This is a genomic window from Pseudomonas sp. S35, assembly GCF_009866765.1.
GTDB lineage: Bacteria > Pseudomonadota > Gammaproteobacteria > Pseudomonadales > Pseudomonadaceae > Aquipseudomonas.
Genome location: NZ_CP019431.1, coordinates 706,962 through 732,389, shown reverse-complemented (window position 1 = coordinate 732,389; position 25,428 = coordinate 706,962). Strand labels below are relative to the sequence as shown.

Sequence of the window (25,428 nt, the reverse complement as noted above, 5' to 3'; positions counted from 1 at the left end):
CCTATCCATAACAAGGAACAGCCGATGGCGACGCTACTGGTTCTTCACGGACCCAACCTGAACCTGCTCGGCACCCGTGAACCGGGCGTCTACGGGGCTGTGACCCTGGATCAGATCAACCTCGATCTGGAGCGACGGGCACGCGAAGCTGGCCACCATCTGCTCTACCTGCAAAGCAATGCCGAGTACGAATTGATTGATCGCATCCATGCCGCGCGCGGCGAAGGCGTGGACTTTATCCTGATCAATCCCGCCGCTTTTACGCACACAAGCGTTGCATTACGTGACGCGCTGCTGGCGGTGAGCATCCCATTCATCGAAGTGCATTTATCGAACGTGCACAAACGCGAAGCTTTCCGCCATCACTCTTACTTCTCCGATGTAGCGGTAGGAGTGATCTGCGGCCTTGGCGCCAGCGGTTACCGACTGGCCCTGGAGGCCGCCCTGGAACACGTTGAAGAACAGGCTAAACGCCCCTGACCGACCCTTGGGAGTTGATGATTCATGGATATCCGTAAAGTTAAGAAATTGATCGAACTGCTGGAAGAATCCGGCATCGACGAGCTGGAAATCAAGGAAGGCGAAGAGTCCGTACGGATCAGCCGCCACAGCAAGACCCCGGCCCAACAGTTCTACGCGCCGCAGATGCAAGCACCGGCGCCAGCCGCTGCTCCGGCTGCCGCACCTGCTGCTGCTGCCGCACCTGCTGCCCCGGCCGCACCTGTACTGAACGGTTTCGTGGTCAAGTCGCCAATGGTCGGTACGTTCTACCGCACCCCGGCACCGACCTCGCCAGCCTTCGTTGAAGTCGGCAAGACCGTGAAAGTGGGCGACACCATCTGCATCGTTGAAGCGATGAAGATGATGAACCACATCACCGCGGAAAAAGCCGGCGTCATCGAATCCATCCTGGTAGAAAACGGTCAGCCGGTTGAGTACGACCAGCCGCTGTTCACCATCGTTTGAACCGCGGAGCGCCTTCGATGTTGAAACCTGCGAAGAAACTGCAAAAAGTCCTGATCGCCAACCGCGGCGAGATCGCGCTGCGGATCCTGCGCGCCTGTAAGGAAGAGGGCATCAAGACCGTCGCTGTTTACTCGACGGCCGATACCGAATTGATGCACGTGAAACTGGCGGACGAAAGCATCTGCATCGGCCCGCCACTGGCCACGAACTCGTACCTGAAAGTCTCGAACATCATCGCCGCTGCAGAAGTGACCGGCGCTGATGGCATCCACCCGGGCTACGGCTTCCTTGCGGAAAACGCCGACTTCGCCGAACAGGTGGAAAAATCCGGGTTCGCCTTCATTGGCCCGAAAGCCGAAACCATTCGCCTGATGGGCGACAAGGTCTCGGCCAAGGACGCCATGATCGCGGCCGGCGTGCCAACCGTTCCAGGCTCCGACGGCCCACTGCCGGAAGACGAGGAAACGGCCCTGCGCATTGGTCGCGAAGTCGGTTACCCGGTGATCATCAAGGCCGCCGGCGGCGGCGGTGGTCGCGGCATGCGCGTGGTGCACAAGGAAGAAGACCTGATCGAAGCGGCCAAGCAGACTCGCTCCGAAGCGGGCGCCTGGTTTGGCAACCCGATGGTCTACCTGGAAAAGTACCTGACCAACCCACGTCACGTGGAAGTGCAGGTACTGTCCGACGGCCAGGGCCACGCCATCCACCTGGGCGATCGCGATTGCTCGCTGCAACGCCGTCACCAGAAGGTGCTGGAAGAAGCACCGGCACCGGGCCTCGACGAGAAAGCCCGCGAAGAAGTGCTGGCTCGCTGCGTCAAGGCGTGCATCGACATCAACTACCGTGGCGCCGGTACCTTCGAGTTCCTCTACGAGAACGGCCGTTTCTACTTCATCGAGATGAACACTCGTGTGCAGGTAGAGCACCCGGTATCGGAGATGGTCACCGGTATCGACATCGTCAAGGAGATGCTGAGCATCGCCGCCGGTAACGTGCTGTCCTTCACCCAGGACGACGTGAAGATGCACGGCCACTCCCTGGAGTGCCGGATCAACGCCGAAGACCCGAAAACCTTTATCCCAAGCCCTGGCCTGGTCAAGCATTTCCACGCGCCCGGCGGCAACGGCGTCCGTGTGGATTCGCACCTGTACAGCGGCTACAAGGTTCCGTCCAACTACGACTCGCTGATCGGCAAGCTGATCACCTGGGGCGCGACCCGCGACGAGGCCATGGCCCGTATGCGCAATGCCCTGGACGAAATCGTGGTAGACGGCATCAAGACCAACATCCCGCTGCATCGGGACCTGGTTCGCGATGAAGGCTTCTGCGAAGGTGGTGTGAACATTCACTACCTGGAACACAAACTGGCCAACCAGTAAGTGCTCCACCCAACAAAGCCGCCTTCGGGCGGCTTTGTTGTTTGTGGGCCCTCTACTTTTTTGAAAATGTACACCGTCAAAATGTGGGAGGGGGCTTGCCCCCTCCCACATTTGACCGGCGTGCAGTCAGTAGTGTCGTCTTCTGCCCGCCGCTGGCGTAAACTTGCGCGCTTTCGCGACCTCGCTCGTCGCACCCTCATTTTTATTCAAAGGTGCCCGCCATGCCTTGGCTGCAAGTCCGTCTCGCCATCAGCCCAGAACAAGCCGAAACCTACGAAGACGCTTTCCTTGAAGTGGGCGCGGTATCGGTGACCTTCATGGACGCCGAAGACCAACCGATCTTCGAACCTGAACTGAACACCACCCCGCTGTGGTCCCACACCCATTTGCTGGCCCTGTTCGAAGACGGCACCGATGCCGCCAGCGTACTGGCTCATATGGAACTGCTCACCGGCGGCCCGCTGCCCGAGCACCACAGCGAAGTGATCGAAGACCAGGACTGGGAACGCAGCTGGATGGACAACTTCCAGCCCATGCGTTTCGGCCAGCGCCTGTGGATCGTGCCGAGCTGGCACGCTGCACCCGAGCCTGACGCGGTCAACCTGCTGCTGGACCCGGGCCTGGCATTCGGCACCGGCACCCACCCCACCACCGCACTGTGCCTGGAATGGCTCGACGGCCAGGACCTGACTGGCAGCAACGTGCTGGACTTCGGCTGCGGCTCTGGGATCCTGGCAATTGCCGCCCTGCTGCTGGGCGCCAAGGAAGCCGTGGGCACCGATATCGACGTGCAGGCGCTGGAAGCCTCCCGCGATAACGCAGGGCGCAACAATATTGCCGAAGGCAAATTCCCACTCTACCTGCCTGAAGACCTGCCACAGGTACCGGCCGATGTGCTGGTGGCAAATATCCTCGCCGGGCCGCTGGTGTCCCTGGCGCCGCAGCTGTCGAGCCTGGTCAAGCCGGGCGGTCGCCTGGCACTGTCGGGCATCCTTGCCGAGCAAGGCGAAGACGTCGCCGCTGCGTATGCCAAGGATTTCGAGCTGGACCCGATCGCCAACCGTGATGGCTGGGTACGCATCAGCGGGCGTCGGCGCTAGAATGAGCGCTTGCCTGAATCGGATGGCCGCATGACCGACAGTTTCGTCACCCAGTGCCCGCATTGCCAAACACGCTTTCGCGTCAATCACGCCCAACTGAGCGTGGCCCGTGGCGTGGTTCGCTGCGGCTCGTGCCTGCAAGTGTTCAACGCCGCTCGCCAGTTGCTGGAGCAGCGCGCCCATGCGCCTGCACCAGAGCAACCGGGCGCGATTGAGCCAGTGCCCGAGGCTGTTCCAGAAGCCGCTCCCCAGGCAGCTCCCCAGGCAGCTCCCCAGGCAGCTCCCCAGGCAGCTCCCCAGGCACCGCGGGCAATCAGCCAGAAACAATGGACCGCCGAAGAGCTGGACCTGGACAACCTGGACCTGGACGAAGAACTGGCCAAGCTGGAGCGCCGCGAGATTCAGCACACCCTGGCCGCGGGCGCTGAACGTCGCCAGCCCGGCACCGATCGTCGGCAAAAAGAAGAAACCCTCAGCGCCAGCCGCGAAACCATCAAGGCCGAAGAAGAAAAATGGGCCGCCAGCCTGTTCAGTGAGCCACCTGAAGAACGCGCCAACGCTCCAGAAGCCGACCCGGAACCGGCCAAGGCCCCGACATCCAAGCAGCGCACCGAGCCGTCCATCACGCCGCACAGCGACGATATCGACGACGCCCCCGCACTGCACGCATCGAAGCAGGACGCGCCCACCGAGCCGCCGTTCACGCCACTGACCCAGGCAGCAGACGAGCCCGAGCCGCAAGCGCACCAACCGTCGCGTCGCAAGCGTGCACGCGTCGAGGCGGGCATCCACGACGACCTGCTTCAGGACCTGGAAGACGACCCGCTGCACCTCTACGCGCAAAAGCGCCCGACCGGCTGGGGTCGCCGCCTGATCTGGATGCTGCTGGTGCTGATGGCCGCTGCCGGCCTGGCAGGCCAATACATTGCCTACCAATTCGACGACCTGGCCCGCCAGGACGCCTATCGCCCGTGGTTTCAGCAACTGTGCCCAACATTGGGCTGCACGCTGCCATCGCGGGTCGATATCGCGCATATCAAGAGCAGCAACCTGGTAGTACGCAGCCATCCGGGGTTCGCCGGCGCACTGGTGGTGGACGCGATCATCTACAACCGCGCCACCTTTTCCCAGCCGTTCCCATTGCTGGAGCTGCGTTTTTCGGACCTCAATGGCAGCCTTATTGCCAGTCGTCGCTTCAAGCCCGGCGAATACCTCAGCGGCGAATTGGCCGGTGTGAGCGAAATGCCATCGCAGACCCCGATCCATATCTCCCTGGACATCCTCGACCCGGGCAATAAAGCCGTGAATTACAGCCTGAGCTTCCACTCGCCCGAGTGAGCCAGCCCAGGCACCGAAGCTTGACGATGTTTTTTTGACTTCACGCCGTACAACCAAACCGGCGGCGATAAAGAAATAACTGTTCAGATTTTATCCAATTCAGCCTTTATCCAGTCATCGAGAGCGGGTATCATGCCAACCCTTTTTCGAACTCTAATGATCCGGCCCCACAACAGGGAAGTCCTATGTCGGCGGTACGCATCGGCCCATATACATTGCAGAACGGCTTGATTCTCGCCCCAATGGCGGGCGTCACCGACCAGCCCTTTCGTCAGCTGTGCAAACGTTTGGGCGCGGGTCTTGTAGTCTCGGAAATGGTCACCAGCGACATGAGCTTGTGGAACACCCGCAAATCGCGGATGCGCATGATCCACGAAGGTGATCCCGAGCCCCGCTCGGTACAGATCGCCGGCGGTGATGCGCAAATGCTGGCGGATGCGGCCCGAGCCAACGTGGAGCTGGGCGCACAGATCATCGACATCAACATGGGTTGCCCGGCCAAGAAGGTCTGCAACAAGGCCGCCGGTTCCGCCCTGTTGAAGGATGAGCAGTTGGTTGCCGAGATCCTGCAGGCCGTTGTCGCCGCAGTGGATGTGCCGGTGACCCTGAAGATTCGCACCGGCTGGGACCGGGACAACAAAAACGGCCTGACGGTGGCGAAGATCGCCGAACAGGCAGGCATTACAGCGCTGGCGGTGCATGGCCGCACCCGCGCCGATCTGTACACCGGTGAAGCCGAGTACGACACCATCGCCGCTATCAAGCAGGCGGTGTCGATGCCCGTGTTTGCCAATGGCGATATCGACTCAGCCGAGAAAGCCCGGCGCGTGCTGCACGCAACCGGCGCCGATGGTTTGTTGATTGGCCGAGCCGCCCAGGGGCGGCCGTGGATTTTTCGTGAGATCGAGCATTTCCTGCGTACCGGCGAAGTCATGCCGGCACCGGAGCTGGTCGAGGTGGAACGTATTCTGCTAGAGCATCTGGCTGCCCTTCACACCTTCTATGGAGACGTGATGGGCGTGCGCATTGCTCGCAAGCATGTGGGTTGGTATCTCGCAACCCTGCCGGGCGCCAGGGAGTTTCGCGCCGGGTTCAATCGTTTGGATGAAACGCAAGCACAGGTCACCGCCGTTCGTGAGTTCTTTGCCGAACGAGACAAGAGCCTGAGAGCAGGGGACGGAGAAGGGGTGGCCGCATGACGATGATGACCGAGACTTTAGTGAGTGGAACAACACCCGTGAGCGACAACGTCAATTTGAAACAGCACCTCAACACGCCGAGCGAAGAAGGCCAGACCCTTCGCGGGAGTGTCGAGAAGGCGCTGCACAATTATTTCGCCCACCTTGAGGGCGCTTCCGTCACGGACGTGTACAACCTGGTGCTCTCCGAAGTCGAGGCGCCCCTGCTCGAAAGCGTGATGAACTACGTCAAGGGCAACCAGACCAAAGCCAGTGAGCTGCTCGGCCTCAACCGTGGCACGTTGCGCAAAAAGCTCAAACAATACGATTTGCTGTAAGCATTCAATCAAACCAGAAAGGCGCCCGCGTAAAACCGGTCGCCTTTTTTGCTGACTCCTTTGCTTTTGATGGAAATTGAAATGACCGACCAGACTACCCGCCTGCCGATCCGCCGCGCCTTGATCAGCGTTTCCGACAAGACCGGCATCCTCGAATTTGCCCGGGAGCTCGAAGCCCTGGGCGTGGAAATCCTCTCCACGGGCGGGACCTTCAAACTGCTGCAGGACAACGGCGTGGCCGCAGTAGAAGTGGCGGACTACACCGGTTTCGCAGAAATGATGGACGGTCGGGTCAAGACCCTGCACCCGAAAATCCACGGCGGCATCCTCGGCCGTCGCGGCATCGACGACGCCATCATGACCGAGCACGGCATCAAGCCGATCGACCTGGTCGCCGTTAACCTCTATCCGTTCGAAGCCACCATCAACAAGCCAGGCTGCGACCTGCCCACCGCCATCGAAAACATCGATATCGGCGGCCCGACCATGGTTCGCTCGGCAGCCAAGAACCACAAAGACGTGGCCATCGTGGTCAACGCCAGCGACTACGCCCAGGTGCTCGAAAGCCTGAAAGCCGGCGGCCTGACCTACGCCCAGCGTTTCGACCTGATGCTCAAGGCCTTCGAACACACCGCCGCCTACGATGGCATGATCGCCAACTACATGGGCACCGTGAACCAGGCGGCTGAAACCCTCAGCACTGAAGGCCGCAGCCAGTTCCCGCGCACCTTCAACAGCCAGTTCATCAAGGCCCAGGAAATGCGCTACGGCGAGAACCCGCACCAGAGCGCGGCGTTCTACGTGGAAGCCAAGCCAGCCGAAGTCGGTATCGCCACCGCAACCCAGCTGCAAGGCAAAGAGCTGTCCTACAACAACGTGGCCGACACCGACGCCGCGCTGGAGTGCGTCAAGAGCTTCGTCAAGCCGGCCTGCGTGATCGTCAAGCACGCCAACCCGTGCGGCGTGGCCGTGAGCCCCGATGCGCAAGGCGGCATTCGCCAGGCCTACGAACTGGCCTACGCCACCGACACCGAGTCGGCGTTCGGCGGCATCATTGCGTTCAACCGCGAACTGGACGCCGAGACCGCCAAGGCGATCGTCGAGCGTCAGTTCGTTGAAGTGATCATTGCTCCGAGCGTAAGCGAAGAAGCCCGCGCCATCGTTGCGGCCAAGGCCAATGTGCGCCTGCTGGCCTGCGGCGAATGGTCGGCTGACCGCGCTGCTGCCTGGGACTACAAGCGCGTCAACGGCGGCTTGCTGGTACAGAGCCGCGACATCGGCATGATCGGCAGCGACGACTTGAAAGTCGTGACCAAGCGTGCCCCGACCGAGCAAGAGATCAACGACCTGATCTTCGCCTGGAAAGTGGCCAAGTACGTTAAATCCAACGCCATCGTCTACGCCAAGAACCGCCAGACCATCGGTGTCGGCGCAGGCCAGATGAGCCGCGTGAACTCGGCACGTATCGCCGCGATCAAGGCTGAACACGCCGGTTTGCAGGTAGTGGGTTCGGTGATGGCTTCCGATGCGTTCTTCCCGTTCCGCGACGGCCTGGACAACGCTGCGAAAGCGGGCGTGACTGCCGTGATCCAACCAGGCGGCTCGATGCGTGATGCCGAGGTGATTGCAGCGGCTGATGAAGCCGGCATTGCCATGGTCTTCACCGGCATGCGCCACTTCCGTCACTGATCCAAATGTGGGAGGGGCTTTTTGTGGTGAGCGGGCTTGCCCCGCGCTGAGCTGCGCAGCAGCCTCACTGGATCTCCAGTGAACCCAGCGGGGGGGCAAGCCCCCTCACCACAAAAGCCCTCCCACATTTAAAAGCGCTCCAGCGGCGCCTACAGAATTTGAGGTTTTTGAAATGAATGTTTTGATCATTGGCAGCGGTGGCCGCGAACACGCCTTGGCCTGGAAAGTTGCCCAGGACCCGCGCGTCCAGAAAGTCTTCGTAGCCCCCGGCAACGCCGGTACCGCCATTGAAGCCAAGTGCGAGAACGTCGCCATCGACGTGCTGGCCCTCGAGCAACTGGCCGACTTTGCTGAAAAGAACGTCTCCCTGACCATCGTCGGTCCGGAAGTGCCTCTGGTAGCCGGCGTTGTGGACCTGTTCCGCAGCCGTGGCCTGGACTGCTTCGGCCCTACCGCCGGCGCTGCCCAGTTGGAAGGCTCCAAGGCCTTCACCAAGGATTTCCTGGCACGCCACAAGATCCCGACCGCCGACTACCAGAACTTCACCGAGATCGAGCCAGCCCTGGCTTACCTGCGTGAAAAAGGTGCACCGATCGTGATCAAGGCCGATGGCCTGGCCGCCGGTAAAGGCGTGATCGTGGCGATGACCCTGCAGGAAGCCGAAGACGCCGTGCGCGACATGCTCGCCGGCAATGCCTTTGGTGATGCAGGCTCGCGTGTGGTGATCGAAGAGTTCCTCGACGGCGAAGAAGCCAGCTTCATCGTGATGGTCGACGGCAAGAACGTACTGCCGATGGCCACCAGCCAGGACCATAAACGCGTCGGCGACGCCGACACTGGGCCGAACACCGGCGGCATGGGTGCATACTCCCCTGCCCCGGTCGTCACCAGCGAAGTGCACAAGCGCGTCATGGACCTGGTGATCTGGCCGACCGTGCGCGGCATGGCCGACGAAGGCAATGTGTACACCGGTTTCCTCTATGCCGGTCTGATGATCGACAAAGCCGGCAACCCGAAAGTCATCGAATTCAACTGCCGCTTCGGCGATCCGGAAACCCAACCGGTGATGCTGCGCCTGCAATCGAGCCTGGTGCTGTTGGTGGAAGCTGCCCTGGCCCAGGCCCTGGACAAGGTTGAAGCGCAATGGGATCCACGCCCGAGCGTCGGTATTGTGCTGGCGGCCGGCGGCTACCCTGCCGACTACGCCAAGGGCGACGTGATTGAAGGCCTGGATGCGGCGGCAATGCTGGAAGGCAAGGTGTTCCATGCGGGTACCGCGCTCAAGGACGGCAACGTCGTGACCGCCGGTGGCCGTGTCCTGTGCGCCACCGCAATGGGTGCCAGTGTCGACGCGGCGCAGCAACAGGCCTACAAGCTGGCCAAGAAAATCGACTGGAAAGGTTGCTTCTACCGCACGGACATCGGCTACCGCGCCATCGCCCGTGAACGTGGCGAAAACCAGTAACAATAGCTATCCGTTCGGCTAGGTAAGGGCCTCTGGCCCTTGCCGTCTACAGGCTTCCCCGCGCATAGTTAACCGTGCATCAACCTACGAAGGGATTTCGCCGTGCGCTGGCTCAGGATCGCCATAGGTTTCACTGTCAGTCTGCTGACGCTGCTCTGCCTGTTCCCGGCCCAGGCCGCCGCGCAAGGCAGTGGCTGGGCAGTATTGCTTGATGACCAGGCCGACCTGCAACTGAGCGACATCCGCTCCTCGCGCTACACCAATCAATTTAGCCCCATCGAACTGGACCGCATTACCGCCGCGCAGCCGGACGGTGCGTTGTGGGTACGTTTCAAGCTGCAACCCGGCAAGCACGAGCAAGTGCTGCGGGTATTCGCCCCAGACCTGTCGCACCTGAGCCTTTATGTACTGGACGGCGACTCGCTGGTGGAACAACAGAGCACCGGCACCCGCCAGCCCCAGGCTGAACGCCCGCTGCCCAGCAGTGACTTCATGCTGCCGCTGCCCCAGAGCCAGAAACCCCTTGAGGTCTACCTGCGCCTGGTCTCAGAGCACGAACTGCGCCCCTATATCACCCTGGAACCCGCCGTGCTGGCCGCCGCCGACCAGACCCAGACGCTGATCTACGGCCTGCTGTTCGGCTGCCTGCTGATGTTGATCCTGCACAACGTCTCGCGCTTTGCTTATCACCGCTCACGCAGCAGCCTGTGGCTGGCGGCCTGCGAGATCCTGCTGATGCTCAGCCTGGCGCTGCTACTCAACCTGGTGGGCCCGTGGCTGCCGAACTGGCACGCGATCCAGACGCCTGGCGCCTACCTGGCCCTGCTGCTGACGGCACCCTGCGGGCTGATGTTTGCCTACCGCTTCTTTATGCCCCTGGGCCCGCACTCGCTGAACAAGCTGCTGATGGCCGATATCCTGTTTATCGTGCTGTGCGGCCTGCTGCTGTTGTTCGTCAACACCCTGCCGCTGAACATCATCACCTATGCCCTGGTGGCCCTGGCGGGCCTGAGCATGCTGTTTGTCTCGGCGTATCACTGGCAGAAAGGCTACCGCCCGGCGCGCCTGTTCGTGGCGGGCATGGTGGTGTTCAACATCGGCACGCTGATCATCCTCCCCGCGCTGCTGGGCCTGACGATGGTGTCGCCCCAGGGTTTGATCATCACGCTGCTGGCGTTCATCTGCCTCAGTGGCCTGTTGATGAGCCTGGCGCTGGGTGAGCGCCAGCGCGCGATTGTCGAGGCCCGCTTCAGCCTCAGCCGCGACCTGGCCGCCAGCAACGCCGAAATCGCCGCCAAGGCCGAGTTCCTGGCCAAGATCAGCCACGAAATCCGCACCCCCATGAACGGCGTGCTAGGCATGACCGAGTTGCTGCTGGGCACGCCGCTGTCGGTGAAGCAGCGCGACTATGTGCAGACCATCCACAGCGCCGGCAACGAACTGCTGACGCTGATCAACGAAATCCTCGACATCTCCAAGCTTGAATCCGGCCAGATCGAGCTTGATGACGTGCAATTCGACCTCAACGCCCTGATCGAAGACTGCCTGAGCATCTTCCGCGCAAAGGCCGAGCAGCAAAACGTCGAGCTGATCAGTTTTATCCAGCCCCAAGTGCCACGCGTCATCAGCGGGGACCCGACGCGCCTGCGCCAAGCGCTGTTGAGCCTGCTGGAAAACGCCTTGCAAAAAACCGATGAAGGCGAAGTGCTGATCGTGGTCGCCCTGGACGACCGCAGCACCAAGCCGCGCCTGCGCATTGCGGTACAAGACAGCGGCCTGCCGATGGAAGCCGCCGAACGCGACGCCCTGCTGCACAGTGAGCTGCACAGCAAGAACTTCCTCTCGGCCACCCGTTTGAGCGGCCACCTGGGCCTGGTCATCGCACGCCAACTGATCCTGTTGATGAGCGGCGAGTTCGGTATCAAAAGCGGCAGCCACCAGGGCAGTACCCTGTGGCTGACGCTACCACTGGACCCTGAACGCCTGGAACACCCCACCTCCGACCTCGACGGCCCGCTCAAGGGCGCCCGCGTGCTGGTGGTCGACGACAACGACACCTGCCGCAAAGTGCTGGTGCAGCAGTGCACCGCCTGGGGCCTGAACGTCAGCGCAGTGCCATCGGGCAAGGAGGCCTTGGCGTTGCTGCGCACCAAGGCGCACCTGCGTGATTACTTCGACGTGGTGCTGCTGGACCAGAACATGCCCGGCATGACCGGCATGCAACTGGCAGCGAAGATCAAGGAAGACCCGAGCCTGAACCACGACATCCTACTGATCATGCTCACCGGCATCAGCAATGCGCCGAGCAAGATCATTGCGCGCAACTGCGGGATCAAACGCATCCTCGCCAAGCCAGTGGCCGGTTATACCCTCAAGACCACCTTGGCCGATGAGTTGACCCAACGCAGCAAAGGTGGCGTGCAACCACGCGCAGTCCTGAACACCCCGGCGGCGGTGATCGTGCCGAGCGATTTCAAGATCCTGGTGGCTGAAGACAACAGCATCTCCACCAAAGTGATTCGCGGCATGCTCGGCAAGCTCAACCTCAACCCGGACACCGCCAGCAACGGCGAAGAAGCGCTGGAGGCGATGAAAGCCCAGCGCTACGATTTGGTGTTGATGGACTGTGAAATGCCGATCCTTGATGGCTTCTCGGCCACTCAGCAACTGCGCGCATGGGAAGTCAGCCACCAGCGCATTCGCACTCCGGTAGTGGCGCTCACGGCGCACATCCTTTCGGAACACAAAGAACGCGCGCGCCAGGCCGGGATGGACGGGCACATGGCCAAGCCGGTGGAGTTGTCGCAGTTGCGGGAGCTGGTGGAATTCTGGGTCGCGCAGCGTCAGCAGCGCCCGGAGCACGCGCCTTCCTGACCTCAAATACGATCCCATGTGGGTAGGGGCAAACCCCCTCCACATCTGATCCCTGGCGCCTGTTAGACTCTCGACACTTCCCCCGCCCGCGAGCCCGCCCCCATGCTCCACGTGTTATTCAGCGTCTACCTGAAAATGCTGGTGCTCTACAGCCCGTTCTTCGTGCTGTCCTGCTTTATCAGCCTGACCCGTGGCTACTCCAGCAAAGAACGGCGGCGCCTGGCCTGGAAGGTCGCGCTGGCGACCCTAGTATCAAGCGTGTTGCTCTACCTGTTCGGCCGAGTGATTTTCAGTGTGTTCGGCATCACCGTGGATGCGTTCCGCATCGGCGCCGGCAGCGTGCTGTTTATCTCGGCCCTGGGCATGGCCCAGGGCAAGTCGGCCGTACAGACCGACAACGTGCAGCAGGACGTGACCATCGTGCCGCTGACCATCCCCCTCACCGTCGGCCCCGGCACCATCGGCGCCTTGCTGGTGATGGGCGTGAGCCAGCCGCACTGGGATGACAAGATTACTGCCATCCTCAGCATCGCCCTGGCCAGTTTTACGGTTGGCGTCGTGCTTTACCTCTCCAACCGTATCGAGCGCATTCTCGGTGACCAAGGCTTGCAGATAGTCAGCCGGTTAATGGGCCTGTTCGTCTGCGCACTCGCCGCGCAAATCATCTTTACCGGTGTGCGCGGGTATCTGGTGCCTTAGATGCGGTACTTGGCGATCGCCAACTGCACCTTGTCGCCCGCGCTCTCACGCATCAGTTGCAGGGTTGTTTCATTGACCACCGAGGTATTCAACACCATGCAGGTCTGCCCACTGAACGCCTCGGCCGAGGAGCAGTCCCACTCCAGGAACGGCACCCCCACCTGCTTGCTCTCGCCGTGGGTGCTGTAGGTCACCAGCACCATCATCAACTCGCCGTCCGTTTCGGCACAGGACGCCAGGCCGAAATCCCCCCCCTGGTGCACCGTGCTGTTGCGCTTGAACAGCTCGAAACACCCGGGTTGCTGCTTCAAGGCTTCCAGCGCATCGGCGGCCAGTTTAGGCAGCGCAGTGAGCAGCGGCCCGGACAATGACGTCGACGCCAGCAGCGCAGCGATGAAATTCAGCGCCGCCAATTGCACTGTCAGGCCTTTGCCGGAGTAAGAAACCCGTTCAAAACGACTGCGCACCGGCAGCCACCCCAGGCTGATCATCACCTTGATAAATTCGTCGTACCAGGCCTCACTGCCTCGCTGGATGTTCAATACATCGCTGACGTAGCTGCTGGCCAACAGATAGCTTTTGCGGATGTACTCCCGGTTCAAACCCGACAGGCCTTCAGCAAATGAAATCACGCTGTTGTTGACCACCGCCGCGTTGCAATCCTCCTCGGTGTCCTGCGGTAAAACGGACAGCGCACCGGGCGTTTTCGGCAACGCGTAGGCGGCAATCAACTTGCGCCTTCCCTTACTGTTGATCCTTCTGTGATGTCGCTCCATTTCAATTCTCCACAAGCACCCCACATGGGCTTACTTGCACACTAGTCCACTGCCAGGCGGGCTTTCCAGGCGACAACGTTAGCTGGCAGGGGCACCCCGGAACACGCCGCCCAGCAATCGCGGGGAACATCGGCAGCCGTTCTGGTTTTCATCGATAGAGAACGAAAAAAACTCCGAATAGCCGCCGGTAATTACCCACAGCTAATCGGAGCTTTCATGCAGCCTCAGGAGGCGGGTTTGTCGCCGTACCAACGCGGCGTATACACCCACTCACCGCCACCGGCACGGGGGAATGTGCAGGTGGTGGACGAGCCGATCAGCACCATCGTGCGCATATCCACCTGCTCCGGGGTCAGTTGACCCAGCGTGGTGACGCGCAGGGTCTGGCCCGGGCGGCCGATATCGCGGCCCAGCACCACCGGTGTTTCAGGCGTGCGATGCAACGCGACGATTTCCAGCGCACGGCCCAACTGCCACGGCCGCGAGCGCGAAATCGGGTTGTAGAACGCCAGGGCCAGGTCGGCCTGGGAGGCAAGGTCCAGGCGCTTTTCGATGATCGACCACGGCTTGAGGTTGTCCGACAGCGACATCACACAGAAGTCGTGCCCCAACGGCGCACCGGCCTGGGCAGCAGTGGCCAGGGAGGCCGAAACACCGGGCAGGATCTGCAGGTCGACCTGATGCCAGGCCGGGTCGCTGGACTCGTGCAATGCCTCGATCACCGCCGCCGCCATGGCGAACACGCCTGGGTCGCCGGACGACACCACTACCACCGAACGGCCTTGGGCGGCCAGTTCGAAGGCGTGGCGCGCGCGCTGCATTTCTTCACGGTTGTCGGTGCAGTGCTGAACCTGGTCGTCACGAAACGGCCCGGCCATGCGCACGTAGGTTTCATAACCCAGCACGTCGGTGCAGCGCGCCAGCTCAGCCTTCACCGCCGGCACCATCAACTCGGCAGCGCCAGGGCCCAGGCCAATCACGGCGAGACGACCACGCGGGCGGCCAACGTGCGACAAGTCCAACGGCTGCTCGGCGACATCAATCACGATGTCGGCATCCTGGCTGACACTGGCAAAACGCAGCGGCACCGCCAGGGCCAAGGCCGCTTCATGCAGCGACGCCTCGGCCATCTGCGTGTCGCTGGCCAACAGGCACGCCAGGGATTGCACGGCGATACCCGCCTCATGCAGCGCAGCGCGCACACGCTCGGCCAAGCCCGCGCCGGGCTTGCAGGTCACACACACGGTCTTCGGATAGATCAGCAGCTCATTGGCCGCAGGCACGCGCTCGGCACTGCCCACGTGAATCGCCAGGCGTGCTTGCTGGTCCTGGGGCAGGTTCGCTTGGTCCAACCACGGCGCCAGGCCTTCGATGCGCACGCTTTCGCCGGCCAGCAGGTCGGACACAAAGCGCTTGCCCAGCTCCAGGTCGGCCAACTCATAGCCCCTTGGCGGGTTGAGCAGGCAGGTGCCGAAACGCAGCTCGCCGCTGGTGGTGATCGCCGCCGCCACGTGCAGTGCGGCCGCGATTTCGCGGGCCATGACGTTTACACCGCCCAGGCCACCGAGCAGCGGCACCACGGCGCTGCCGTCTTCGGCCACGGCCAGCACGGCCGGCTCTTCGCCTTTTTCCAGCAGCAGCGGCGCGAGGGTGCGGATCACGATACCAGCGGCGCACAGCACAATCAGCGGTGTGCCTTGCTGGTAAAGCTGGCGCAGGGTCGCGCCGAATTCAGCGTAGGGCTGGTCCGCGCCTTCAACCCGAGCGGCCAAACCGTGGATCACAGCGTCGGGGTACACCTGCTGGATCTTGCGCGCAGTCGCCAGGCTGCCCTGGCCGAGGATGACAATCGCCGGGCGCATCACCCTTGCCACCGTTCACCGGGCACGATGATCAGCGAGAAGTAGGGGGACGACGAGGGGTCGACCTGATCCAGCGGCACGATCTTCTGGTTGGCCATGGTGGCGCGCTCCACATACAACGCGCGCTCGGCCAACCCCAGTTCTTCAAGCACCTGACGCACCTTGGGGAAGTTGCGCCCCAGCTTCATGATCACCGCCGCATCGGCATCCGCCAGGCGGCGCTTGAGGTCATCGTGCGGCAACACGCCGGACAGCACCGACAGGCTCTGGTTGCGATACACCAACGGCGCGCCGAGCACCGAGGCACCGCCAAGCATCGAGCACACGCCCGGGATGACCTGGGCTTCGTAGCGCTCGGCCAGACGGTCGTGCAGGTACATATAGGAACCGTAAAAGAACGGGTCACCCTCGCAGATCACCGCCACATCGCGACCGGCGTCGAGGTGCGCGGCCACATCCAGGCTGGCCGTGTCGTAGAAATCGCTGATCACCTGCTCGTAGGACAGCGGCGCCGGCAACACTTCGGTGGTCACCGGGTACACCAGCGGCATCAAGGTCTGTTGTGCCACCAGGTGGTCTTCGATGATGCCAAAGGCATTGCCCTTCTTGCCCTTGGCCACGAAATACGCCACCACCGGCGACTCGCGCAGCAGGCGCAGGGCCTTGAGGGTGATCAGTTCCGGGTCGCCGGGGCCCACGCCCAGGCCGATCAACCGTCCACGTGCCGGCATTATTCGACCTCCGTGGCAAGTGCATTGACCGCAGCAGCGGCCATCGCGCTACCGCCCAGGCGGCCTTGCATGATCACGAACGGCACGCCACGGCTGTCGGCCGCGAGCATCGCCTTGGATTCGGCAGCGCCGACAAACCCCACCGGGAAACCGAGGATCAACGCCGGTTTCGGTGCGCCGGCATCGAGCATTTCCAGCAGGTAGAACAACGCGGTCGGCGCATTGCCGATCACCACCACACTGCCTTCCAGGTGCGGGCGCCACAGCTCCAGGGCGGCAGCGGAACGGGTGTTGCCCAGTTCCCGCGCCAGCTCCGGCACGCTGTCGTCGCGCAGGGTGCAGATCACTTCGTTATTGGCCGGCAGGCGCGTACGGGTCACGCCTTCAGAGACCATCCGCGCATCACACAGAATCGGCGCGCCAGCGGCCAGCGCATCGCGCCCGGCTTTGCCGGCACCTTCGGAAAATTGCAGGCCGTCGATGGCCTCGACCATGCCGCAGGCATGAATCACCCGTACCGCGAGTTTTTCCAGGTCGGCCGGGATGCGGTCCAACTTGGCTTCCGCGCGAATAATGGCGAAGGAGTTGCGATAGATCTCCTGACCGTCGCGGATGTAATCAATCATCGGTGTTGCTCCGTGGACGAGCGCGCAACAGGGCGCCCGCCGCTTCAATGGAAAGAGTGCGCGCGTGCAGCCGGCCGAAACCTGGGTGGGCTGCATCGCGAAAATAGAGGTCGTAGTGGCCGGGGCTCACTGCCAGCAAGGTGACAGGGGCGGTGTGCGCGGCGGCACAGGAACGTGGGCAACCGGACAGGTGCACATCGTGGTCAGGTTGCAGCGCAGCCAGTTGCAGGGCGTCGGCCTTGGTGTCGGCCAGGGCTTTGCCACAGCCACTGGAACCGGTGCAGGCAGTCAGGCGCGCCAGGGGTTGGTCGATGGAACAGAGAAAGCCCAGTTGCGCCAGACGTTCAGTCACGGCGTGAGGTTTTTCGACGCTGGGCAGCAGCACGCCTTGCCAGGGGGTCAAGCGCAAGGTGCCGTCCCCATAGTCGCGGGCCAGTTGTGCAGCGCCCCTGAGCATCGTCGAATCCAGGCGCCCCAACGGGGCGATGGCGGCAACATAGAACTGATTCTTTTGCGGCTGTGGATAAGTACCCAGGTGCAGTGAAGCCCCACTGGGCGGGCGTTTGAAGCCGTCGATCGGCAGCAGCGGCAGGCGCAGATGGCTCAGCAAGTTATCCACAGGCAAATGACGCATGCGTGTTTGTTCTGGGCTGGCGAGGTCGAGAAAGGCTTCCAGCACGGCCACCACCAGCGCATGGCCTTGGTCCAAGGGCACGGCGGCCAACGGCGCATCCAGGCCCGGACAGCCGGCCAGACCGAACGCGAGCAGCGTCTGGCCATTGCGCACGAACGCTGACAACCACAGGTCATGGTGATGTTCGAGCATCGCCAGATCCTCGCCGCCATCCAACTGCACGGCGAACTTGGCCGACAGTTCATGAAAACGCGGATGGTTTTGCAAAGTAGCGAGGATCTGCCCGGCCAACGGGCGGGTGTCGAACAGCATCTGCGTGTCGATACCGGCGCTGGGGCTGAGCATCAAGTTGCGCACGTCGTCACCGGCGGCGTTGCTCGGGCCCAGATCGGCGGCCAGCAGCATGGCGATCAACGCATCCTGCTCGGTGCCGATCCCACGTATTTGCAGGTTGGCGCGGTTGGTCGCCTCGATCACCCCACCGGCGTAGGCCTGGGCGGCATCGGCCACCGCGTCGGCTTGCGCGCTGGTGATCGAACCGCCGGCCAATTTGATCCGGCAAATGCCGCCATCCAACGCCTGGACGATACGCAGCAACCCCGGACAAGCCGAGGGGCGCAAGGTATTCAGAGCAGTCGTTGGGTTCACGGGGCTACCGGTTCACAGGTAAAGGCGCGGTATTATGCCTGCTTTGTCCGGCGGCATGAAAAGCCTGCCCGTCGGATGTCGTTCAAGGAATTGATATGTCGCCCTGGCTGACGGTTGTAGGCATCGGTGAAGACGGCTTCAAGGGACTGGGCAGAAATGCCCGGCATGCCTTGTTGCGCGCCACGCGGATTATAGGTGCTCAGCGCCAATTGGACCTGTTGCCGGTGTGTATTCGCGGTGAACGCCAGTTGTGGCCGAGCCCGTTTTCCCTGGAGCCGGTGCTGACGCAGCCCGGCACGCCGGTGTGTGTGCTGGCCAGTGGCGACCCGATGTTCTATGGCGTGGGCGCCAGCCTGGCGCGACAGGTGGCGGCTGAAGAACTGCTGATTTTGCCAGCGCCGTCATCGGTGTCGTTGGCGGCAGCTCGGCTGGGCTGGCCGTTGCAGGACGTGGTGACGCTGTCCGTGGTGGCTCGGCCAGTGGCGGCGATCAATGCGCACCTGGCCACGGGTGTGCGCTTATTGGTGCTGAGCAATGACGGGGGCAGCCCGGCGTTGATCGCCGCGTTGTTGACTGACGCCGGGTTTGGGCCCAGCCGGTTGAGCGTGTTTGAACACCTGGGCGGCGCAGATGAGCGGCGCATCGACGGTTTGGCTGAGGACTGGCAACACGCGTCGGTCGCCGATTTGAATCTGGTCGCCATCGACTGCCTGGCCTCTCTTGAAACACCACGTTTGTCACGTCTGGCAGGCCTGCCGGATTCAGCCTTCAAACACGATGGCCAACTGACCAAGCGCGATGTCCGCGCCATGACCCTCGCCCGCCTCGCCCCGATGCCCGGCGAACTGCTGTGGGACGTAGGCGCGGGCAGTGGCTCCATCGGAATCGAATGGATGCGTGCGCACCCGAGCTGCCGCGCCTTGGCGATTGAAGCAGACGAAGGCCGCCAGGGCCTGATCGAACACAACCGCGACGCCCTCGGCGTGCCCGGTTTGCAGTTGATTCGTGGCAAAGCCCCGGAGGCGCTGCACGGCCTTACGGCACCCGACGCGATTTTTATCGGCGGCGGTGTCACCCGTGAGGGCGTGCTCGACACCTGCTGGCAGCACCTGCGACCCGGTGGCCGGTTGGTCGCCAACGCGGTGACCCTGCAAAGTGAAATGACGCTGATGAACTGGCGCGCTCAACATGGCGGCGAACTGACGCGCATCCACGTGGCCCAGGCGCAGCCGTTGGGGGAATTTGACACGTGGCGGCAGGCATTGCCGATTACGTTGCTGGAAGTGGTCAAGCCGCTATGAAACGCATCTTGCTGCTGGGCGGCGTGACCGAAGCGTTGGCTATCGCGCGCACCTTGGGGCCGGAGCATATCTACAGTTTGGCGGGGGTGGGGCGTGTGCCTACCGATCTCAACTGCCAGGTGCGTGTCGGCGGTTATGGCGGCGCCGAAGGGTTGGCGCAGTTTGTTCGCGACGAACAGATCAGCCTGATCCTCGACGCGACCCATCCGTATGCGGCGCAGATCAGCCGCAATGCCGCCGAGGCTGCACGGTTAAGCGGTGTGCCGTGTTGGGCATTGCGTCGCCCAGCGTGGCAACCGCAGGCCGGTGACGATTGGCGAGAGGTCGGTGATTGGGCCGAGTTAGTTGCGGCGTTGAAACCCTTCAAGCGTCCATTGTTCACCTTGGGTCGCGAACCGTTGCAGCACCTCGATGAAATCCCGCCCGAGCAGTTCTGGACGTTGCGCGCGCTGGATGTGTATCCCGGCAATGATCGCTGTGAAGTGATTGGCGCACGCGGTCCGTTTCTGCTTGAAGATGAACGCGTGTTGTTTGAACGGCGTGGGATTGATGTGTTGATCAGCAAGAACAGCGGCAGTACGGCGACCGAGCCGAAGCTGGAAGTGGCGCGCGAGCGTGGGGTGCCGGTGCTGGTGTTGAAGCGGCCGGTGCTGGCGGCGGTGGATCGGGAGTTCACCACGGTGGCGGCGGCCTTGCAGGCAATCCAATCGCCCTGAACAACGCAGTTCAAATGTGGGAGGGGGCTTGTCCCCGATACTTCCCGTGGATGCTGAATCCCTGGCTCATGGGCAGTTGTGGTGAGCGGGCTTGTCCCGCGCCGGGCTGCGCAGCGGCCCCAATAAGGTCAACGCGCAGTGCCTGAATCAATAGAGATGAAGGTTTTGGGGCCGCTTCGCAGCCCAGCGCGGGACAAGCCCGCTCACCACAGAGATTAGCTGGTAGCGGCGGTCGTCTGCCCGACACCATCGTGCACCCGATCAGCCAACAACTGCACCAGCTCAATCAACTGCGCAACGCCCAGCAATTCCTCGCGTTTCGGGCCTTCCAAATCAAAGGCCAGATCACAACTCAGCGCATTGGCCGAGGCGAGTGTTTCGCTGAGGTTGACCAGCAGGTCTTCGGTGCTGAATCCGTCGGCTACGGTGAAGAGCCGGACGGGGGGATTTGGGGTGGGTTTAATCATTTGTGAAGCTCCGGAGAAGTAAAAAGGAGCTGCCACTGATCGCCGCGACGCGATGGAGGGTGGCAGCTGTACGCAGGTTCGCGGACCGATTCTCCAGAACACCGGCATACCCGAAGGTATCCCGCGCACAGCCGCCATAGCGCCGCACAGTAGACGATAAAAAGGCGCCAACTGAAAGGAGACTATGACGCTTTTGCGTCTGGAGAAATCCGGGCCGCGACGCCCGACCGCTGCGTTGGTAGCGGTGCACGGAGACTAGAGATCAAGCGTCCTAGGGACAACCTCAAAGGCTTGTTGGAAATTTCTGCTTGTACGAATAACCAGCCAAACGACTAGCTATTTGGCCCCCCTCCAAAAAGTCGATTCCCCCTACAAACACTTCCGAACCAACTGGCTGGCTCAGCCAAAAGCACCCGCACTAACCTCCTCCCTCGCGGTTTTGCGTCAGCGCCCGCGAGGGGGATGCATTGCTTTTGCAGCGCGTCGCATCTTGCCACGTTGTATCCCAAGGGATACGATCCAAGATAATTCAATTTAAGAAGTCAAAACACTTTCTAGAATGGAGGCGACAAATCAACGCAGAAACGTGACATTCAGCGCGCTAAACAAATTGCAGAAGACTTTGAAAAAAGGAGTAACTCATGAATGAATTCACTGACTTCGACATAGCCGAGCATCTGACGACTCCTGAGGACATGGCGGAGTATCTCGAAGCTTCTTTCGAAGAGGACGCCGGTGACGGATTGCTGATTCGTTCAGCGCTTAACAATATCGCCCGCGCCCAAGGCATGACCCAAATTGCTCGCGACGCCGGCCTCGGACGCGAAAGCTTATATAAAGCCCTCTCCAGCACTGGCAATCCCGAGTTCGCGACTATCATGAAAGTCATGAAGGCTTTGGGCCTCAAGCTTCACGCCACGACGGTATGATCCTGCTGCGACACCAAACCACACCGCCGCTTTTTACTTATCCCCCCCGATCAGGCTAAATACCCGCCTGATCGTTTAACCCTACGGATTGTCCGCCATGGCCCGTCAACGCTTTGCAATTGCCTGGATCGCCTGCCTTGCAGTGCTGTTCAATGCCTTTGCCATGCCAATGGCCGGTGCGATGCAGCAGACCGACGATCCGGTCAAGCGGCTGATGTGGGGCAGTTTCTGTTCGTCCAATGGCGCCAGCCTCAAGACCATCGCCCTGGGCCAGCTGGAGATTCCAGCGCCGCAGCAAGATGATCATTCCACCATGCAGCATTGCTGGTGTTGCTCCGGCTCGGCGCCGTTGGTGGCGTTGCCAGGGCATGTGCCGCAGGTGTATGTCACGCGGTTAGAGTCGGTCGAGAACCTGCCGCCACCATCAACGGCACCCCCTACCCCGCACCAGCAATGGCCGAGCCTCAACCCCCGCGCCTCTCCAACGGTCTGATTGCCTTCGCAAGTGAACTGCGTTTAGAACCGTTCTGGAGAACTGCCATGCTCAAATCTTCCCTGCTTCTGGCCGCATTGCTGCTGCCGGTGTTCAGTGCCGCCAATGCCGATGACTACAACGCCGGCGACCTGCTGGTCAGCGATCCCTGGTCCCAGGAATTGCCACCCAATGCGCCCACGGTCGCGGCGTATTTTGTGATTCATAACACCGGTGCAACCGCGGACCGCCTGCTCAGTGTCGACACGCCGGTGGCTGACAAGGCCGAGCTGCACGAGCATGTGATGCAGGGCGACCTGATGAAGATGCAGCAAGTGCCCAGCGTAGCTGTACCGGCCAAGGGTGAGCTGACCTTCGCGCCCATGGCCTACCACGTGATGCTGCTGGGCCTCAAAGACCGCAGCCTGCTGGCCGATGGCAAGCAATTCCCACTGACCCTGACCTTCGAAAACGCCGGTAAGGTCGAGGTGCAAGTCTCGGTACAAAAGGTGCCGCCTATGGCCACCCAGGCGCATAAGCACGCCCAATAGGCCGACTCCCGATGGGCGCCCCTCGCGCCAGGCTCTCTGCACACCACCGCGTGAAGCGCGGCAGTTGGATCAGCCTGTTCGCCATGCTGATGATCTTTATCGGTCCGCTGATTTCCCAAGCGATGCCGATGGACCATCACGCCGGCATGTCGATGCCGATGAGCATGTCTATGGACATGCCAAGCAAGCATGGCGAATCCCATCACCCTAAAGCCCCCGACGAACATCACGCGCTCTGGGCCAAGTGCGGTTACTGCGACCTGCTGTTCAGTTGCCCGGCCCTGCCCGGCAGCGTCGCCTACGTCACCCTCAACACCCCACCGCCGGCCACCGCCCTCACCCCGGCCACGCGCCTGGGCCATGCCCGGCAGAGCATCTTCCCCGGCGCCCGCAGCCGTGCGCCGCCCATCGCCTCGTAAACACCAAGCACCGTTACTTCACCCCGGCCGACTTTAGACAGACAGCCGCAGGCTGCTGGCCGTGTTGTTTACGATTGATTGATGGAATTTGTCATGTCCAGGTTTTCTGCTGACACCCGTTTGGGATGTACCCCTGTGCTCGCCGCCCTGTGCGGCGCATTGCTTGCCACCCCTGCTCAGGCCGACGAACACGCCGACCACGCCGACCACGCGTTGAGCCCCACGGTGATCACCGCGATTGCACCCAGTTCGCCGCTGACCGTAATCACCAACCCGAAAGACCCACGCCAACCGGTACCCGCCAGCGATGGCGGCGACTACCTCAAGACCATCCCCGGCTTCGCCCTGGTGCGCAACGGCGGCACCAATGGCGACCCGGTGCTGCGTGGCATGTTCGGCTCGCGCCTGAATATCCTCACCAACGGCAGCATGATGCTCGGCGCCTGCCCCGGCCGTATGGATGCGCCCACTTCGTACATTTCCCCGCAAACCTACGACACGCTCACGGTCATCAAAGGCCCACAAACCGTGCTCTGGGGCCCAGGCGCTTCGGCCGGCACCGTCCTGTTCGACCGCGAGCCGGAGCACTTCGGCGAACTCGGCACGCGGCTCAACGCCAGTGTGCTGGCCGGCTCCAACGGGCGCTTCGACAAGGTTATCGATGCCGCCGCCGGCGGGCCGCTGGGCTATGTGCGAGTGATCGGCAACCAGGCCCACGCCGACGATTACAAAGACGGCAATAACCACACCGTCGCCTCGCGTTACGACAAGTGGAATGGTGACGTGGCCGTGGGTTTGACCCCCGATGCCGACACCCTGCTGGAGCTCACTGCCGGCCGTGGCGATGGCGAAGCGCGCTACGCCGGGCGCGGCATGGACGGCTCGCAGTTCCTGCGCGAAAGCCTGGGGCTGCGTTTTGAGAAATCCGATATCGGTGAGGTGCTGGATAAGGTCGAGGCCCAGGTCTACTACAACTACGCCGACCACGTGATGGACAACTACAGCCTGCGCACGCCGTCAGGCACCGGGATGATGGCCGGGCCGATGGCCTCCAACGTCGACCGACGCACCCTCGGCGCGCGGATCAAGGCCACCTGGCGCTGGGCCGACCTGCAGTTGATCGGCGGCCTGGACGCGCAGACCAATGAACACCGCGCACGCAGCAGCATGGGCATCGACACCTACAAGGCGTTGCCCAAGGTCAAGGACGCCAACTTCCACAACTACGGTGTGTTCGGCGAGCTGACCTGGTACGCCGCCGACCGTGATCGCCTGATCACCGGCGCACGCCTGGACCGCGCCTCGGCCAAGGATTTTCGGCAGACCACCGGCTCCGGCATGAGCACTCGCCCCAACCCGACGGCCGACGACACTCGCGCCGACACCCTGCCCTCAGGCTTCATGCGCTACGAGCACGACCTGGCCGACAGCCCCACCACCCTCTACGCCGGCCTGGGCCATGCGCAACGCTTCCCGGATTACTGGGAGTTGTTCTCCCCCAACACCGGCGCGGTCGGTTCGGTGAATGCCTTCGACGGCGTGAAACCGGAGAAGACCACCCAACTCGACTTCGGCGCGCAGTACAAGGCCGACGACCTCCAAGCTTGGGCCTCGGGCTACGTTGGCCAAGTGCGTGACTTCATCCTGTTCGACTACCGTGCAGGAATGATGGGCACCACCTCCCAGGCACGCAATGTGGACGCCCGCATCATGGGCGGTGAAGTGGGCGCGGCCTATAAGCTAACCCCCAACTGGAAAGCCGACGCCACCCTCGCCTATGCCTGGGGCAAGAACAGCAGCGACGGCAAGGCCCTGCCACAAATGCCGCCATTGGATGCACGCCTGGGCCTGACCTACAGCCAGGACGACTGGAGTGCCGGCGCGCTGTGGCGGGTGGTCGCCGCACAAAACCGTATCGATCAGAACAAGGGCAACGTGGTCGGCAAGGACTACGACAAGAGCGGCGGTTTTAGCGTGTTCTCACTGAACGGCGCCTACCGCATCAATAAAAACTTCAAGGTCAGCACCGGCGTCGACAACCTGTTCGGCAAGGCCTACGCCGAGCATTTGAACCTGGCGGGCAATGCCGGGTTCGGCTACCCGGCGAGCGACCCGCAAGCCATCAAGGAGCCGGGGCGCACCCTCTGGACTAAAATCGACATGAGCTTTTAACGCATTGTAGGAGCGGGCTCTTTGTAGCGAGCAAGCTTGCTTGCGCGCCACAATAAGCACGCTCCTACAGGTTTGGCGTTCACATACCCAAAAAATCA

Annotated in this window: 24 protein-coding genes; 18 read left to right on the top strand and 6 right to left on the bottom strand. The window is 62.2% G+C overall.

The genetic code is table 11. The features are described 5' to 3' along the window. Positions 1–24 precede the first annotated feature (24 nt). The 11 genes from aroQ (at position 25) to PspS35_RS03055 (ending at position 13,026) form a co-directional block, all read left to right on the top strand. Positions 25–480, top strand: coding sequence for a type II 3-dehydroquinate dehydratase (aroQ, locus tag PspS35_RS03105; RefSeq protein WP_159932734.1), 456 nt, complete (start codon positions 25–27; stop codon positions 478–480). Between the two features lie 24 nt (positions 481–504). Further along, positions 505–966, top strand: a complete 462-nt coding sequence (gene accB / locus PspS35_RS03100) for an acetyl-CoA carboxylase biotin carboxyl carrier protein (protein WP_116627258.1) — start codon at positions 505–507, stop codon at positions 964–966. Between the two features lie 17 nt (positions 967–983). After that, a complete protein-coding gene (gene accC, locus PspS35_RS03095) occupies positions 984–2,345 on the top strand; it encodes an acetyl-CoA carboxylase biotin carboxylase subunit (protein ID WP_116627259.1) in 1,362 nt (453 codons plus the stop codon). 221 nt (positions 2,346–2,566) lie between these two features. Further along, entirely contained in the window at positions 2,567–3,445 is an 879-nt protein-coding gene (gene prmA, locus PspS35_RS03090; RefSeq protein ID WP_159932733.1) for a 50S ribosomal protein L11 methyltransferase, read from the top strand. Positions 3,446–3,475: 30 nt separating this feature from the next. Next, on the top strand, positions 3,476–4,783 hold the full coding sequence (locus PspS35_RS03085) for a DUF3426 domain-containing protein (RefSeq protein ID WP_159932732.1): 1,308 nt from the start codon (positions 3,476–3,478) through the stop codon (positions 4,781–4,783). A 185-nt stretch (positions 4,784–4,968) separates the two neighbouring features. Next, positions 4,969–5,982: a tRNA dihydrouridine synthase DusB gene (gene dusB, locus PspS35_RS03080; RefSeq protein ID WP_159932731.1), complete on the top strand. Its 1,014-nt coding sequence runs from the start codon at positions 4,969–4,971 to the stop codon at positions 5,980–5,982. Next, positions 5,979–6,299 (top strand): DNA-binding transcriptional regulator Fis, encoded by a 321-nt coding sequence (fis, locus tag PspS35_RS03075; RefSeq protein WP_002555375.1) that lies wholly within the window; start codon positions 5,979–5,981, stop codon positions 6,297–6,299. The genes dusB and fis overlap by 4 nt, the downstream gene beginning before the upstream one ends. Positions 6,300–6,380: 81 nt before the next feature. Beyond that, positions 6,381–7,988, top strand: a complete 1,608-nt coding sequence (gene purH, locus PspS35_RS03070; protein ID WP_159932730.1) for a bifunctional phosphoribosylaminoimidazolecarboxamide formyltransferase/IMP cyclohydrolase — start codon at positions 6,381–6,383, stop codon at positions 7,986–7,988. 172 nt (positions 7,989–8,160) lie between these two features. Further along, complete coding sequence (gene purD, locus PspS35_RS03065; protein ID WP_159932729.1) at positions 8,161–9,453, top strand: phosphoribosylamine--glycine ligase; 1,293 nt, start codon at positions 8,161–8,163, stop codon at positions 9,451–9,453. A 102-nt stretch (positions 9,454–9,555) separates the two neighbouring features. Further along, positions 9,556–12,327: a hybrid sensor histidine kinase/response regulator gene (locus PspS35_RS03060; protein WP_159932728.1), complete on the top strand. Its 2,772-nt coding sequence runs from the start codon at positions 9,556–9,558 to the stop codon at positions 12,325–12,327. Positions 12,328–12,429: 102 nt separating this feature from the next. Further along, positions 12,430–13,026 (top strand): MarC family protein, encoded by a 597-nt coding sequence (locus PspS35_RS03055; RefSeq protein ID WP_032890615.1) that lies wholly within the window; start codon positions 12,430–12,432, stop codon positions 13,024–13,026. Here the strand turns inward: PspS35_RS03055 and PspS35_RS03050 are convergent. The 5 genes from PspS35_RS03050 to cobG all read right to left on the bottom strand — a co-directional run bounded on the left by PspS35_RS03050 (position 13,023) and on the right by cobG (position 18,303). Continuing rightward, positions 13,023–13,802, bottom strand: a complete 780-nt coding sequence (locus tag PspS35_RS03050; RefSeq protein ID WP_159932727.1) for a hypothetical protein — start codon at positions 13,800–13,802, stop codon at positions 13,023–13,025. The genes PspS35_RS03055 and PspS35_RS03050 overlap by 4 nt on opposite strands. Positions 13,803–14,026: 224 nt before the next feature. Beyond that, entirely contained in the window at positions 14,027–15,664 is a 1,638-nt protein-coding gene (gene cobJ, locus PspS35_RS03045; protein ID WP_159932726.1) for a precorrin-3B C(17)-methyltransferase, read from the bottom strand. After that, positions 15,664–16,395, bottom strand: coding sequence for a precorrin-2 C(20)-methyltransferase (locus tag PspS35_RS03040; protein WP_159932725.1), 732 nt, complete (start codon positions 16,393–16,395; stop codon positions 15,664–15,666). The genes cobJ and PspS35_RS03040 overlap by 1 nt, the downstream gene beginning before the upstream one ends. After that, positions 16,395–17,021, bottom strand: coding sequence for a precorrin-8X methylmutase (locus tag PspS35_RS03035; RefSeq protein ID WP_094949786.1), 627 nt, complete (start codon positions 17,019–17,021; stop codon positions 16,395–16,397). The genes PspS35_RS03040 and PspS35_RS03035 overlap by 1 nt, the downstream gene beginning before the upstream one ends. Continuing rightward, positions 17,014–18,303: a precorrin-3B synthase gene (gene cobG / locus PspS35_RS03030; protein ID WP_275113837.1), complete on the bottom strand. Its 1,290-nt coding sequence runs from the start codon at positions 18,301–18,303 to the stop codon at positions 17,014–17,016. The genes PspS35_RS03035 and cobG overlap by 8 nt, the downstream gene beginning before the upstream one ends. A gap of 95 nt (positions 18,304–18,398) precedes the next feature. Between cobG and cbiE the strand changes: the two genes are divergently transcribed. Both cbiE and PspS35_RS03020 read left to right on the top strand, forming a co-directional pair. Beyond that, on the top strand, positions 18,399–19,604 hold the full coding sequence (gene cbiE / locus PspS35_RS03025) for a precorrin-6y C5,15-methyltransferase (decarboxylating) subunit CbiE (protein ID WP_159932724.1): 1,206 nt from the start codon (positions 18,399–18,401) through the stop codon (positions 19,602–19,604). Further along, positions 19,601–20,320: a cobalt-precorrin-6A reductase gene (locus tag PspS35_RS03020; RefSeq protein ID WP_159932723.1), complete on the top strand. Its 720-nt coding sequence runs from the start codon at positions 19,601–19,603 to the stop codon at positions 20,318–20,320. Before cbiE ends, PspS35_RS03020 begins: the two co-directional genes overlap by 4 nt. Positions 20,321–20,535: 215 nt before the next feature. Here PspS35_RS03020 and PspS35_RS03015 read toward each other — a convergent pair whose 3' ends face one another. Continuing rightward, positions 20,536–20,787 (bottom strand): DUF6124 family protein, encoded by a 252-nt coding sequence (locus tag PspS35_RS03015; protein WP_159932722.1) that lies wholly within the window; start codon positions 20,785–20,787, stop codon positions 20,536–20,538. A 641-nt stretch (positions 20,788–21,428) separates the two neighbouring features. Here PspS35_RS03015 and PspS35_RS03010 point away from each other — a divergent pair. The 5 genes from PspS35_RS03010 to PspS35_RS02990 all read left to right on the top strand — a co-directional run bounded on the left by PspS35_RS03010 (position 21,429) and on the right by PspS35_RS02990 (position 25,330). Beyond that, positions 21,429–21,716 (top strand): addiction module antidote protein, encoded by a 288-nt coding sequence (locus tag PspS35_RS03010; protein WP_159932721.1) that lies wholly within the window; start codon positions 21,429–21,431, stop codon positions 21,714–21,716. Positions 21,717–21,813: 97 nt separating this feature from the next. Beyond that, on the top strand, positions 21,814–22,209 hold the full coding sequence (locus tag PspS35_RS03005; protein WP_159932720.1) for a DUF2946 domain-containing protein: 396 nt from the start codon (positions 21,814–21,816) through the stop codon (positions 22,207–22,209). A 47-nt stretch (positions 22,210–22,256) separates the two neighbouring features. Further along, complete coding sequence (locus PspS35_RS03000; RefSeq protein ID WP_159932719.1) at positions 22,257–22,739, top strand: copper chaperone PCu(A)C; 483 nt, start codon at positions 22,257–22,259, stop codon at positions 22,737–22,739. Between the two features lie 11 nt (positions 22,740–22,750). Continuing rightward, entirely contained in the window at positions 22,751–23,158 is a 408-nt protein-coding gene (locus PspS35_RS02995; RefSeq protein WP_159932718.1) for a DUF2946 domain-containing protein, read from the top strand. A gap of 93 nt (positions 23,159–23,251) precedes the next feature. Then, positions 23,252–25,330 (top strand): TonB-dependent copper receptor, encoded by a 2,079-nt coding sequence (locus PspS35_RS02990; protein ID WP_159932717.1) that lies wholly within the window; start codon positions 23,252–23,254, stop codon positions 25,328–25,330. Positions 25,331–25,428 lie beyond the last annotated feature (98 nt).

Coding starts and splice junctions, on each gene's coding strand:
- aroQ (WP_159932734.1), top strand. CDS start 25: ATGGCGACGCTACTGGTTCTTCACGGACCCAACCTGAACCTGCTCGGC.
- accB (WP_116627258.1), top strand. CDS start 505: ATGGATATCCGTAAAGTTAAGAAATTGATCGAACTGCTGGAAGAATCC.
- accC (WP_116627259.1), top strand. CDS start 984: ATGTTGAAACCTGCGAAGAAACTGCAAAAAGTCCTGATCGCCAACCGC.
- prmA (WP_159932733.1), top strand. CDS start 2,567: ATGCCTTGGCTGCAAGTCCGTCTCGCCATCAGCCCAGAACAAGCCGAA.
- PspS35_RS03085 (WP_159932732.1), top strand. CDS start 3,476: ATGACCGACAGTTTCGTCACCCAGTGCCCGCATTGCCAAACACGCTTT.
- dusB (WP_159932731.1), top strand. CDS start 4,969: ATGTCGGCGGTACGCATCGGCCCATATACATTGCAGAACGGCTTGATT.
- fis (WP_002555375.1), top strand. CDS start 5,979: ATGACGATGATGACCGAGACTTTAGTGAGTGGAACAACACCCGTGAGC.
- purH (WP_159932730.1), top strand. CDS start 6,381: ATGACCGACCAGACTACCCGCCTGCCGATCCGCCGCGCCTTGATCAGC.
- purD (WP_159932729.1), top strand. CDS start 8,161: ATGAATGTTTTGATCATTGGCAGCGGTGGCCGCGAACACGCCTTGGCC.
- PspS35_RS03055 (WP_032890615.1), top strand. CDS start 12,430: ATGCTCCACGTGTTATTCAGCGTCTACCTGAAAATGCTGGTGCTCTAC.
- PspS35_RS03050 (WP_159932727.1), bottom strand. CDS start 13,802: ATGGAGCGACATCACAGAAGGATCAACAGTAAGGGAAGGCGCAAGTTG.
- cobJ (WP_159932726.1), bottom strand. CDS start 15,664: ATGCGCCCGGCGATTGTCATCCTCGGCCAGGGCAGCCTGGCGACTGCG.
- PspS35_RS03040 (WP_159932725.1), bottom strand. CDS start 16,395: ATGCCGGCACGTGGACGGTTGATCGGCCTGGGCGTGGGCCCCGGCGAC.
- PspS35_RS03035 (WP_094949786.1), bottom strand. CDS start 17,021: ATGATTGATTACATCCGCGACGGTCAGGAGATCTATCGCAACTCCTTC.
- cbiE (WP_159932724.1), top strand. CDS start 18,399: ATGTCGCCCTGGCTGACGGTTGTAGGCATCGGTGAAGACGGCTTCAAG.
- PspS35_RS03020 (WP_159932723.1), top strand. CDS start 19,601: ATGAAACGCATCTTGCTGCTGGGCGGCGTGACCGAAGCGTTGGCTATC.
- PspS35_RS03015 (WP_159932722.1), bottom strand. CDS start 20,787: ATGATTAAACCCACCCCAAATCCCCCCGTCCGGCTCTTCACCGTAGCC.
- PspS35_RS03010 (WP_159932721.1), top strand. CDS start 21,429: ATGAATGAATTCACTGACTTCGACATAGCCGAGCATCTGACGACTCCT.
- PspS35_RS03005 (WP_159932720.1), top strand. CDS start 21,814: ATGGCCCGTCAACGCTTTGCAATTGCCTGGATCGCCTGCCTTGCAGTG.
- PspS35_RS03000 (WP_159932719.1), top strand. CDS start 22,257: ATGCTCAAATCTTCCCTGCTTCTGGCCGCATTGCTGCTGCCGGTGTTC.
- PspS35_RS02995 (WP_159932718.1), top strand. CDS start 22,751: ATGGGCGCCCCTCGCGCCAGGCTCTCTGCACACCACCGCGTGAAGCGC.
- PspS35_RS02990 (WP_159932717.1), top strand. CDS start 23,252: ATGTCCAGGTTTTCTGCTGACACCCGTTTGGGATGTACCCCTGTGCTC.